At 74.2% G+C, this 11,707-nt stretch carries 10 protein-coding genes; 6 read left to right on the plus strand and 4 right to left on the minus strand.

The features are described 5' to 3' along the window. Positions 1-225 precede the first annotated feature (225 nt). Positions 226-1,101 (plus strand): TIGR02452 family protein, encoded by an 876-nt coding sequence (locus BL253_RS23290; RefSeq protein WP_096336067.1) that lies wholly within the window; start codon positions 226-228, stop codon positions 1,099-1,101. 28 nt (positions 1,102-1,129) lie between these two features. Here BL253_RS23290 and BL253_RS23295 read toward each other — a convergent pair whose 3' ends face one another. The 4 genes from BL253_RS23295 to BL253_RS23310 form a co-directional block, all read right to left on the minus strand. Then, the gene (locus tag BL253_RS23295) at positions 1,130-2,272 is read right to left on the minus strand and encodes a hypothetical protein (protein WP_076819240.1); all 1,143 of its coding nucleotides are present in this window, start codon (positions 2,270-2,272) and stop codon (positions 1,130-1,132) included. Then, positions 2,269-3,096, minus strand: coding sequence for a DUF6084 family protein (locus BL253_RS23300; protein WP_076819272.1), 828 nt, complete (start codon positions 3,094-3,096; stop codon positions 2,269-2,271). The genes BL253_RS23295 and BL253_RS23300 overlap by 4 nt, the downstream gene beginning before the upstream one ends. A gap of 103 nt (positions 3,097-3,199) precedes the next feature. Further along, positions 3,200-3,865 (minus strand): GNAT family N-acetyltransferase, encoded by a 666-nt coding sequence (locus BL253_RS23305; RefSeq protein ID WP_241835038.1) that lies wholly within the window; start codon positions 3,863-3,865, stop codon positions 3,200-3,202. A 134-nt stretch (positions 3,866-3,999) separates the two neighbouring features. Continuing rightward, positions 4,000-5,001, minus strand: a complete 1,002-nt coding sequence (locus BL253_RS23310; RefSeq protein WP_241835041.1) for a Sir2 family NAD-dependent protein deacetylase — start codon at positions 4,999-5,001, stop codon at positions 4,000-4,002. Positions 5,002-5,758: 757 nt separating this feature from the next. Between BL253_RS23310 and BL253_RS23315 the strand changes: the two genes are divergently transcribed. The 5 genes from BL253_RS23315 to BL253_RS23340 all read left to right on the plus strand — a co-directional run bounded on the left by BL253_RS23315 (position 5,759) and on the right by BL253_RS23340 (position 11,668). Next, positions 5,759-8,395: a cation-translocating P-type ATPase gene (locus BL253_RS23315; RefSeq protein WP_081438596.1), complete on the plus strand. Its 2,637-nt coding sequence runs from the start codon at positions 5,759-5,761 to the stop codon at positions 8,393-8,395. Between the two features lie 144 nt (positions 8,396-8,539). Further along, the gene (locus BL253_RS23320) at positions 8,540-8,893 is read left to right on the plus strand and encodes a hypothetical protein (protein ID WP_076819273.1); all 354 of its coding nucleotides are present in this window, start codon (positions 8,540-8,542) and stop codon (positions 8,891-8,893) included. Positions 8,894-9,008: 115 nt separating this feature from the next. After that, entirely contained in the window at positions 9,009-9,488 is a 480-nt protein-coding gene (locus BL253_RS23325) for a hypothetical protein (protein ID WP_076819243.1), read from the plus strand. A 312-nt stretch (positions 9,489-9,800) separates the two neighbouring features. After that, complete coding sequence (locus BL253_RS23335; protein ID WP_076819245.1) at positions 9,801-10,718, plus strand: fumarylacetoacetate hydrolase family protein; 918 nt, start codon at positions 9,801-9,803, stop codon at positions 10,716-10,718. Positions 10,719-11,365: 647 nt separating this feature from the next. Further along, entirely contained in the window at positions 11,366-11,668 is a 303-nt protein-coding gene (locus BL253_RS23340) for a hypothetical protein (RefSeq protein ID WP_076819246.1), read from the plus strand. The last annotated feature ends 39 nt before the right edge of the window (positions 11,669-11,707 follow it).

The raw sequence follows: 11,707 nt of genomic DNA on the forward strand, positions 1-11,707 counted from the left end.
GTCCTCTCTTGGCCCGGTCTCCCGGCCTGTTCTCCGGTGCGGCCGGCCCAGATAGTTGCTTGTGCAACCATCAAGCGTCGGCCCCGGTCCGTCATTCCCGCGAGCCCGGGCCGGTGGCGGCGACCTAAGCTTCCCGGCATCCGTATCTCTTCGCGCAAGCCTGGACAACGGCCACCGGGCTGGCGGGCTGGCCGGATGGACAGACTGGACCGACAGGGGCGGCGCGTGCGGGAGCGGTTGCGGAAGATCGCGGCGGAGACGGTCGGGATCGTCGACGCCGGCGGGTACACGGCGAGCGACGGGCGACGGGTCGACATCTCCCAGCGGGTGTCGCGGGCCGTCGAGGGCACCGTCCTGTACGGGCCAGAGCCGGTCGACGTCGTCCCGCCCGCGGGCGGGACGACGCCAGACCCGGCGCCGAGGCCGGCGTCAGGCCGGACACGACCGCCGGGCCGCGTCGAGGTCACGGGGGAGACCACCTTCGGGGCGGCCCGGCGGATGGTGGCCGCCGGCCCCGGGCCGGTGGCGGCGCTGAACTTCGCCTCGGCCCGCTGGCCGGGCGGAGGCTTCCTCACGGGTGCCAGGGCTCAGGAGGAGTACCTGTGCCGGCTGTCCGCGTTGTACGCCTGCCTGGTCGGCGTCGACGACTACTACCAGCCGCACAACGCCGCCGGCACGTCGCTCTACAGCGACCGGGTGCTGCACTCGCCGGCCGTCCCAGTCTTCCGCGCCGACGACTTCAGCCTGCTCCCGGAGCCGGTCGACGTCGGCATCCTCACCGCGGCGGCGCCGTACGCGACGGGGATCGCCCGCGACGAGCCGCACCTGCTGCCGCTGCTTCCCCAGACCTTCCGGTCCCGCTGCCGGCAGGTCCTCGCGGTCGCCGCGCGCCATGGATACCGCCGGCTGGTCCTCGGCGCGTGGGGCTGTGGCGCCTTCGGGAACGACCCCGGCGTCGTGGCCGCCGCCTTCGCCGAGCTGCTGCTGCCCGGCGGCACGTTCGCGGAGCACTTCGACGAGATCGTCTTCGCGATCCTCCGGCAGTACGACTCCGAGTCCGCCACCAGCGACATCTTCGCCTCGGCCCTGCGCCTGACCTGACCGTGCCGCCTGGGCCGCGCCCCCGCCGTCACACCCGCGGCGACGGGCCAGGCGGGCGCGCGGCCAGTGGCCCACCGAGCCTGGTGGTGTCGATGGACGGCGTGAGGGGATCGGGGCGTGGGTGGTCGGGGAGCACGACCGGGGCCGCCAGGACCGTGTCGTCGTGGCAGGGACCGTCGCCGATCAGGACCGGCCAGGCGCCCTCGTTGTGGCAGCACGCGGCGTAGGTCACGGCCCACCAGGGCGGGTCGGTCAGCGAGAGAAACCGCCAGCCCGGCGCGCAGAACACCAGGTGCGCGGCGATCAGCGACCGCCGCAGCGCCTGGCCTCGCGCGGCGGCGCGGTCGGTCACGCCGGGCGCCGTGAGGCCGTCGGCCGCGGTGCCCGGTGACCATCTCGAGGTGTTCCGGAGCTCGGCGGACAGTCGGGCCGCCCGGAACGGGCCCGGGAGCCACCGGGCGGACAGGCGCAGCTCGGCGTCGAGCCGAGGCCAGGCGCGGACCACCCGTCCCCGCGCGATGGGCGGCTCCTCCGCCGAAGGCGGCGCGGACGGCCCGGACGGCCCGGACGGCCCGGACGGCCTGGACGGCGTGGACGGCGTGGACAGGGCGCCGGCGCGCCACTGCCCACCGGGCGGCGGCGCCCCGGACGGGGCCGCGGTGGGCTGGACCTCCCGGCCCGCCGGCGCCACCACCGGGATCGTCCACAGCGCCGGATCGGGGTCCGGGTCCGCGGACCCGACCAGCAGGTCGGCCAGCGGGATGAGCGCGTCCTCCTCGCAGGCCGCCGCCTCCTGCGAGGCCCCCGGCTCGTCGTGCGGGTCGCGGACGGTGTCCACCGGGGCGAGGCCACCGCGTCGGCTGACCCACTCCGACCGGTCGACGAGCCGCAGGAACCGGACCCGCACCCGCAGGACGCCCAGGTCGGTCTGGCGGTCCGGATCGGTGATCAGGCCGGCACCGCCGCCGGGCTCGTGCTCCAGCAGGCACTCCGCGTGGCAGGAGGAGTGCTCACCGCCGCCGGCGGCGAACGCGGGCGGGACGAGGACACCGAACGGGCCGCACGCCTGGTGCGCCATCACCCCCGAGAGGCGCGGGTAGAGCTGGTGGCCCCGGTAGAGCACGGCGTCGGCCACCGCGCGGGCCATCTCGACGCCGGTCCGCGCGTTCATGACCGCACCGTCCCTCGGCCCATCGCCACAGCTGGATCCAGGGCGGCCGACGCCGACGCCGATGCCGGCATCGGCGCCGTCCTCGCCCTCGCGCCGTCGGCCGCGTGACCCCGCCGGCCAGCCGTGGGCGCCGTGCCGGTGGCCGGGCCTGGCGAGTCGGCGATCACCTGGTCGCCGGGGCCCGGACCCGTCGTGGCACCGGCGGCGGCGAGCAGGGCGAGGATCGCGTCGTCCCAGGAGGAGAGGGCGTTCGTCACCTTGTAGCGGGCGACGGCGTCGACGGTGTCGCGACGCAGCCGCATCCAGGCCTCGCCGGGGAAGTACGCGTCCATCAGCTGCCGCCAGACCGCCACCGGCAGCCGGTAGCGCGCCTCGAGGTGCCAGGGCACGGGCTCGACCCGCGGCCCCGCCAGCGTCGAGTGGAACACCGTGCCGCTGAACAGCAACGACAGCGGGATCACCCCGTCCCGCAGCGTGTGGAAGTACTTCCCGGCGGCGACCTCCAGGTCATAGCTCACCGGTATGTGCAGCTCGGCCCCGACACTGCCGACGAACGAGCCGACCGTGGCCGACACCGTCGCGACCGGGAACGTGCGCATCGAGCGCGACCACCGCGGCAGGCCGCCGAAGACGGCCCACAGCTGCTCCCGCTCGTCGTCGCGGTAGCCACGCCCCGCCGGCTCGACCCGGACCTGGCAGCGCAGCGCGATCGCCTGGATCGAGGCTCCGGTCGTCTCGGCGATCCGCAGCCTGGCCACCAGGGTCGGGCTCGCCCCGCAGGGCATCGGCGCGATGTCCATACAGTTGAACGCGAACTCGGCCACTTCCGTCACCCCTACCAGGTGATGCCCGGCCTGGCCGCCGATAACGTCCCGGTCCTGGCCGGCCCCCGGCGGCCGTCCCGCGCGAGCTCAACCGGTGACGGGCTCAGCCGGTGGGCTCTCCCGCGGCGGTGACCGGCTGGGAGGCGGTGAGTGGCTTGCGCAGGACGGTGAAGGCGAGGTCGTCGCGGCGGGGGAGGCCGAAGCGCTCGTCGCCGTAGGGGAAAGGCTTCGTGTCGCCGGTCGGCCGGTAGCCGCGGCGGACGTACCAGGCGATCAGCTCGGTGCGCTGGGAGATCACGTACATCTCCATCCGGTCGGCGTCCCAGACCTCGCGGGCGCGCCGCTCCGCCTCGGCGAGCACCGCCGAGCCGAGCCCGCCGGCCTGCCTGGTCGGGCGCACGGCGAACATGCCGAAGTAGCCGGTCGAGCCATGCCGTTCCAGCTGGCAACAGGCGATGATCCGCAGGCCGGACTCCGCCCCGGCGTGGTTCCCGTCGCCGTCGCCGTCCGCGACGGCATGGACGCCTTCGGCGTCGCCCGGGGCCTCCTCCGCCACCAGGATCATCCCGTCGGCTCCCGCCACGATCTCGACGATCGCCTCGGCGTCGGTGCGCTGGCCGCCGAGCAGGTCGGCCTCGGTGGTCCACCCCGCCCGGCTGGGCTCCCCCCGGTAGGCCGACGTGATGAGTGCCAGCAGCTCCGGCACGTCATCGAGCGTCGCCGCCCGGAACCGCACGTCAGCCCGCCCCGCCGCTCCATTCGTCCGCACGCCCCTCATCCTCGCAGTGCCCGCCGGCTCTCCGGCGGGATCGGGGTCGGCCGGGGTCGGCCGGGGCGGCGGTGTCGGGCGGGGCGGCGGTGTCGGGCGGTGGCGGGCCCGTGTGTGGCCGCGGGCGACGGCCCTCAGGCGGAGACGGCGAGTTCGGCGGCCAGGGGCGGGAGGATGTCGCCGAGGGGGGCGTCGACGAGGAGAGCGGCGCGGGTGTCGGCGCGGGTGGGGCCCTGGTTGACGATGGCGACCGGAATGCCCAGCTGGCCGGCCCGCAGCACGAAGCGATAGCCGGACATCACGGTCAGCGACGATCCAAGTACCAAAAGGAGTCGGGAGCGCTCGACGACGTCCATCGCGGCCGTCACCCGGTCGCGCGGGACCGTCGCGCCGAAGAAGACGACGTCGGGCTCCAGCCTGCCGACGCCGCAGTGCCGGCAGCCGACCATGACAAACCGGGCGATCTCGGCCTCGGCCAGGGCGACGTCACCGTCCGGGTTGACCCGCCCCGCTGGCGTGAGCGCCGCACCGGGCGCGGCAGGCGCCTCGACGCCCTCCGCGGCGATCGCCGGCAGGCCGTCTCCGCCGTCCGTGCCGCCGTCCGTGCCGCCGTCCGTGCCGTCGGTCGGGTCGGGCTCCTCGGCGCCGGACACGCCGGCGTCGACGGCCTCGGGGCGGAAGTCGGGGTTGGCGGCGGCGAGGCGCGCCTCAAGCTCGGCCCGCGGGCTGACGTCGCCGCAGTCGGAGCAGAGCACCCGGGCGAGGCTGCCGTGCAGCTCGATGACGGAGCGCGCGCCGCCGGCCTGGTGCAGACCGTCGACGTTCTGGGTGACGAGGCCGGCGAGGAGGCCGGCCTCCTCGAGCGCCGCGACCGCGGTGTGCCCGGCGTTGGGGCGCGCGTCGACGATGTGCCGCCAGCCGGCGTGGCCCCGGGCCCAGTACCGCCGCCGGGCCGCCGGGTCACCGGTGAACTGCTGGTAGGTCATCGGGCTGTGGTTGCGTCGCAACGCCCCGCTCGGGCCGCGATAGTCCGGGATCCCCGACTCGGTCGACATGCCGGCGCCCGTCAGCACGGCGAGGCCGCCACCTCCGTCGCTGGCACCGCGGGCGTCCCCCGTGCCACCGGCGGCGGAGATGGCGTCCAGGAGAGCCGCCACGCCGGCCGCCGCGTCCCTGATCACCGGCAGGTCCGGCGGCCGCGGGCCGAGATCGGCGGTGCGTGCGAACGGCTTGACTCGATAGGCCAGTGGGGCCTCGCTCACGGCCAGCCCTTCGGTTGCCATGGTCCTATGGTGCCGGCACGAAGGACAGTCGCACCCTGCTGGCGGCTTGTGGCGCTGACATCAGGCCAGCATCACGGTAACTATGACGGTACGGAAGCTATGACGGCTCGGACCGAGCGAGCTCCGGCGACGCCACGCCGGGCCCGCCGCCGTGAGCACCGTCGAGGATGTGCCCGGCGACGCCATCGCCGGGCACCTCGCCGCCACCGCCGTGGCACGGACGGCGGTGGCGGCGAGTTCTGATGGATCGCGGCCGACGCGGAGCAGGGCTCCAGGATCATGCGCGTCTCCGGTGGGGGGCGGCGGCATGGATCCCCGGTGGCATGGATCCCGGGTGCGCGACCTTGGGGGCGCGGCCTTCCGGGTGAGACCTACCTCACGGCGGGGCGCCGGTACCGCCCGCGTCCCGCGCGGCGCGTCGGCCTCTCGTCCTCCATTGCGCGCCCGGCGGGCGTGCCATGGGCGCCCGCCGGGCGGAGACGCCCAGGGGCCAGGGCTGCGTCACCGGCCGGTCGAACTCCTCGCATACGGTTGGCGATGTACACGCAGAGTGCCGGTCGCTCCGCCGCGCCGCGGCCACGCGTCCGACCGAGCGAGGGGAAAGCGAAGCATGGAGCAGCGGGTCGACGCCGACCCGGCGACGCCCGGTCCGGCCGGTGCCGACGCCGGTGCCGACGCCCCCGCGCACACCCCGGCTGGCGGCGTCCTCGTGTTCTCCTCGGGCGGGCTGACCGCCGCGGAGGTCGCGAGCCGGGTCGCCGCCGGCCAGGTCAACGACGTGCCGACCAGGACGAGCCGAACCGTCCGCGAGATCCTCGTCGCGAACGTGTTCACCCGGATCAACCTGATCATCGGTGTGCTGTTCGCGCTGATCTGCGTCGTCGGGCCCATCCAGGACGGCCTGTTCGCCGGGGTGATCCTCGCGAACTCGGTCATCGGCATCATCCAGGAGCTGCGCGCCAAGCGGACCCTCGACCGGCTCGCCGTCATCGGCGAGGCCCGCACCATGGTCCGCCGCGACGGCCAGGCCAGGGAGCTCCCTCCCGGCGAGATCGTCCTCGACGACGTGATCGAGGTCGGGCCAGGCGACAAGGTGGTCGTCGACGGCACGGTCGCCGAGGCCGACGGCCTGGAGGTCGATGAGTCGCTGCTCACAGGCGAGGCCGACCCGGTCCACAAGCGCCCCGGCGACCCGGTGATGTCCGGAAGCTTCGTGGTCGCCGGCTCCGGCGCGTTCGTCGCGGCGAAGGTCGGCGCCGAGGCCTACGCCGCGCAGCTCGCCGCCGAGGCCAGCCGGTTCACGCTGGTGAACTCCGAGCTGCGCAACGGCATCAACAGGATCCTGCGGATCGTCACCTACCTGATCATCCCGGCCGGGATCGCGCTGGTCATCAGCCAGCTCACGATCGACGACAACGACCTGGCCGAGGCGATCCGGCGGATGGTGGCCGGACTGGTCAGCATGGTGCCGGAAGGGCTGGTGCTGCTGACGTCGCTGGCGTTCGCGGCCGGCGTCGTGCGGCTCGGGTCGCGCAACTGCCTGGTGCAGGAGCTGCCCGCGATCGAGGGGCTCGCCCGGGTCAGCGTCGTCTGCCTGGACAAGACCGGCACCCTGACCGAGCCGGCGATGGACGTCCTCGAGGTCCGCCTCCTGGACGCGTACGCGGCCGACACGTCCGCGGACGGCGACGGCGATGGCGACAGCGATGGCGAGGCCGGTGCCGGTGGGCGGGTGCCCGCGGTGCTCGGCGCGCTGGGCGCGGCCGACCGGCGGCCGAACGCGAGCCTGCAGGCCATCATCGACGCCTACCCGGCACCCGAGGGCTGGCGGCCGGTGGACGCCGCGCCGTTCTCGTCCGCCCGCAAGTGGTCCGGGGCGAGCTTCGTCGAACCGGACGGCACGGAGTCGACCTGGCTGCTCGGCGCGCCCGACGTGCTGCTCGAGGCCGGCCACCCCGCGCTCGCGGACGCCGACGCGTTCGGCGAGCGCGGCCTGCGGGTGCTGCTGCTCGCCCGCTCCGACCGTTCCCTCGTGGACGCGCTCGCCGGCGGCGTGGGCGGTGCAAACGGTGCGGGCGGCCTCGCCGGCGCGGTGGAGCCGGCCGCGCTGGTCGTCATCGCCCAGCGGCTGCGCGCCGACGCGCCTGACACGCTGCGTTACTTCGCGGAGCAGAACGTCGCCACCAAGGTCATCTCCGGCGACAACGCGCTGTCGGTCGGCGCGGTGGCCCGCGAGCTCGGCCTGCCGGGCGCCGAGAATCCCGTCGACGCCCGCACCCTGCCCGAAGACCGGGCCGAGCTCGGCGCCGAGCTCGAGACGCACACCATCTTCGGCCGGGTCACCCCGCACCAGAAGCGCGAGATGGTCGGCGCGCTGCAGGCCCGAGGCCATGCGGTCGCGATGACCGGCGACGGCGTCAACGACGTCCTCGCCCTCAAGGACGCGGACATCGGCGTCGCGATGGGCTCCGGCAGCCCCGCGACCCGCGCCGTCGCCCAGATCGTCCTGCTCGACAACAGCTTCGCGGCGCTTCCGTCCGTCGTCGCCGAAGGCCGCCGCGTCATCGGCAACATCGAGCGGGTCGCGAACATCTTCCTGGACAAGACGGTGTACTCGGTGCTGCTGGCGATCGTCGTCGTCGCGGCCCAGGTTCCGTACCCGTTCCTGCCTCGGCACCTGACGCTGATCAGCTCGCTGACGATCGGCATCCCGTCGTTCTTCCTGGCGCTGGCGCCGAACCACGAGCGGGCCCGGCCGGGCTTCGTCTCCCGGGTGCTGCGCTTCGCCATCCCCGTCGGCGTGCTGTCGGGCCTGGCGACCATCGCGACGTACTTCCTGGCGCGCGAGGTCTTCTACGATCACGACCTGCGGGCCGAGACCTCCCTGTCGACGTTCACACTGTTCCTCGTCTCGATCTGGGCGCTCGCCATGATCGCCCGGCCTTACACCTGGTGGCGGATCCTGCTGGTCGCCGCCATGGGCGCGCTGTTCGGCGTGGTGCTGGTCGTCCCCTACCTGCAGGACTTCTTCCAGCTCTCCCTGGTCGGTACCACCGGCCCGCTGATCGCCCTCGGCATCGCCGCGGCGACGGCCGTCCTCATGGAGATCGCCTGGTTCCTCTTCCGACCCCCGCACGGCTCGGACCCGATGGCCGCCACCGGTGCCGAGGCCGTCCCGTCCGCCGGATCCAGGAGGATTCCGTCTCCGTCGACCAGTGAGCCAGCCGGCTCGCCGCCGGTCAGCTGAGCCGTTGGGCCCTCGGTGGCGCTGGCCGCCAGGCGGGCTCCACTGGAGAGCCTCCATGCCCGGCGTGCCCGAGGGCGCGTGCCGGGGCGCGGCGTGGGTGGATAGGATCGCGTTCTACGGCATGTAGTAGAGATGGGCGGCACGATGGTCAGGGTCATCGCGGTGGCGGTCGCGGTCGCGGCGCTGCTGCTCGCGGCCTGGGTGTTCCTCCTCGCCTGGCGCAGCCGCCCGATCGGACGGGCGGTGCTCGCCGGGGCCGGGGTCGTCGAGGCGCTGATCCTCGCGCAGGTGATCGGCGCGATCGCGCTGGTCGCCCGGGGTGAACGCGCGGACGAGCCGCTGACGTTCGTGCTGTACTTGATCGCGTCCGTGGTGGCGCTGCCTCTCGGGGCCTGGTGGGCCGTGGGGGAGCGCTCCCGGTCCGGGACGGCGGTGCTCGGGGTCGCGGCGCTGGTGGTCGCGGTGATGGTGCAGCGCCTGCAGCAGACCTGGTCCTGACGGAGACGACGACGGGCACCCGGACCGGGCCGTGGGGCGCGCGAGGCCTCGCCGGCGCCGGGCGTCCTTCGGCCGGAGACCCGGGCGGGCCAGACAGGTACGGCGGGAGGACAGGATGACCACCGAGACGGCGGCGGCGGCGGCCACGGCGGGCGGTACGCCCCCGGAGGGCACGCCGGGCGCGCGGCGGACGGCGAGCGGGCCGGGCCGGCTGCTGGTCGCCGTGTACGCGGTGTTCGCGGTCGCGGCGACGTCACGAGCGCTCGTACAGATCATCACGAAGTTCCACGAGGCACCGGTCGCCTACCTGCTGTCCGCGCTCGCGGGCGTCGTGTACATCCTGGCGACGATCGGGCTCACCCGCTCCTCGGCCGTCGGCCGGCGCCTGGCGACCGCCGCCTGCGCCACGGAGCTCGTCGGCGTGCTCACCGTCGGCACGCTGAGCGTCGTCGACCGCGACCTGTTCCCCGACGAGGCGGTCTGGTCGGTCTACGGCCAGGGCTACTTCTTCCTGCCGGTCGTGCTGCCGGCGCTCGGCCTGTGGTGGCTACGCCGCACCGCCCGTCCCACGCCCCCGGCCGGCCGACCTGCCTGAAGGCGAGCCCGGGCGACCGCGTGGCCTCGTCGACGCCGCCGMCCGCGGTCCCGCAAGGCCATCCCGTCTGGCGTGATCGCCGGTTGTGCCTTCTGGTGGTCGTGGAACGCCGAGCAGCTGCACCACCGGAGGGACGACCACCGGAGGGACGACCACCGGAGGGACGACCACCGGAGGGCCGACCACCGGAGGGCCGAGGTCGCGATCATGCGCGCGGCGTGACGGGGGCAGCCTCGCGTGTGGCGGCGTCGCGTCGGTCGGGTCGTCGTCGGTCGGGTTGTGTGACGGGGTTCGTGAAGTGAGGGGGTCGCGATGCGGTTCGTGGGGTTCCGGGAGGGCGGCAGGGCACTCGTCGGCGTCCTGACCCAGACCAGCGGCGGCGCGCCAGGGGCGGCGACGCCGGCGGCGGGCGTGCCGGCGGTGATCGGGCTCGCGCCGGTCGAGGAGTTCTACGCCGATCTGGCCCGCTGGCGGGACCGGGCCGCGGAGGCGCTCGCGCTGCCGGGGACCGCGGCGCGGCCCGCGCGTGAGCTGACGCTGGTCCCGCCGGTCCCACCGGCGGCGCGGGTGCTGTGCGTCGGGCTGAACTACCGGGCGCACGCGGCCGAGACGGGCCTGCCGCTGCCGAAGTACCCGGCCATCTTCGGCCGGTGGACGGTGTCGCTCACCGTCGACGGGACGCCGGCTCCGGTGCCGGCGGGGGAGCGCGGGCTGGACTGGGAGGGGGAGCTGGGCGTCGTCGTCGGCGCGACGCTCGCCGACGCCGACGAGGCGACCGCGCTCGCCGGCGTGCTCGGCTACGCCGCGTTCAACGACCTGTCCGCCCGGCGGGCCCAGGGGCGTTCGCCGCAGTGGACTCTCGGCAAGAACTCCGACCACAGCGGGCCCCTCGGCCCGGTCGTCACCGCCGACGAGGTCGGCGACCCTGCCGACGGGCTGCGGGTCGTCACCCGGATGCGCACCCGCGCGGACGACGGCTCGGTGGTCGAGGAGGTCGTCCAGGACGGCGACACCAGTGACATGATCTTCAGTGTCGGTCAGGTGCTGTCCTTCATCAGCCAGACGATCACCCTGCACCCCGGCGACCTGCTGGTCACCGGCACCCCCGCCGGCGTCGGGTACATCCGCAGGCCGGCCCGCTACCTGGTACCCGGCGACTGGGTGGAGGTCGAGATCGAGCGGGTCGGCCGGGTCGCCACCCCGATCGTCGACGCCACCGGTCGCGGCTGACAGCCGCGCCGACGTGTCCCGGCTGACCGGGGCGGCTGACCGGGGCGCCGATCGGCCCGGTTGATCGGCTCGGTTGATCGGCTCGGTTGGCTTCCGCGGGCGGTCGCGCGCGGTTGTCGAGCGCGTCCGGTCACCGTGGTCCCGTTCGCCCGCCCCCCGGCCGCCCCGGTTTCCCGTGGGCGTGCCTCGTGACTATGACCGCGGTCGGGTACCTGATGACCCGAAGTCCGGGCGGTGGCGACCCGCCCGACGGCGCCCGCGGGCATGGCGGACGGCCGTGAAGACCGGGTACTTGTTCCCGGGAATGCTGTCAAGCACCGGTGCCCGCCGATTCCGTGTCGCCTCCCGGCCGCCTCCGCCGTCATTTGTGGGCGCATTTTCTTCGGAGGATCGGGTGGTATGGGGGATATATTCCAGGGCCCTCGCGCCTTTCGCCCCGATGTAGGAATGAATCGGCCGCAAATCCGGCCGCGGACCGTACATGGCGAAACGGTGGGACGCTCCCTGATCCTTTTTTCGACTCGACGAAATCTAGCTACGCTGCGTCACGCAGTCATTCCGATGTCGTATTCCGCGGCTGGCCGAAGACCGTGCGAGAGATATCCCGCGCGGCTGGAGGCCGCCAGGTGATTTGGGGGACCGGTTAGATGAAGAAGTCGATTGGTCGACGCGCGGCCACCATCGCCGTCACCGGGGCTGTCGCCGTGGTTCTTGGTTTCGGTCCGGGAGTCGCTGCAGCGCAGGCCTGCGACTGGGGCTGGGGCGACAAGAAGGACGGCGGCTGGGACAGGGGCAAGGACGGCGGCTGGGGCAAGGACGGCGGCTGGGGCAAGGACCGTAAGGACGGTTGGGGTAAGGACGGTAAGGACGGCTGGGGCAAGGACGGTTGGGGCAAGGACCGCAAGGACGGCGGCTGGGGCAAGGACGGCAAGGACGACTGGGGTTGGTAGTCGCCCGCTGTCCGGCTCACTGGCCGGCTCCTGCCGGGA

The sequence above is a fragment of the Pseudofrankia asymbiotica genome (assembly GCF_001983105.1).
GTDB classification, from domain to species: domain Bacteria; phylum Actinomycetota; class Actinomycetes; order Frankiales; family Frankiaceae; genus Pseudofrankia; species Pseudofrankia asymbiotica.

Bases quoted from the DNA above. Each gene is read 5' to 3' on its own strand.
- BL253_RS23295 (WP_076819240.1), bottom strand. From the start codon at position 2,272: ATGAACGCGCGGACCGGCGTCGAGATGGCCCGCGCGGTGGCCGACGCC.
- BL253_RS23315 (WP_081438596.1), top strand. From the start codon at position 5,759: ATGGAGCAGCGGGTCGACGCCGACCCGGCGACGCCCGGTCCGGCCGGT.
- BL253_RS23320 (WP_076819273.1), top strand. From the start codon at position 8,540: ATGGTCAGGGTCATCGCGGTGGCGGTCGCGGTCGCGGCGCTGCTGCTC.
- BL253_RS23325 (WP_076819243.1), top strand. From the start codon at position 9,009: ATGACCACCGAGACGGCGGCGGCGGCGGCCACGGCGGGCGGTACGCCC.
- BL253_RS23335 (WP_076819245.1), top strand. From the start codon at position 9,801: ATGCGGTTCGTGGGGTTCCGGGAGGGCGGCAGGGCACTCGTCGGCGTC.
- BL253_RS23340 (WP_076819246.1), top strand. From the start codon at position 11,366: ATGAAGAAGTCGATTGGTCGACGCGCGGCCACCATCGCCGTCACCGGG.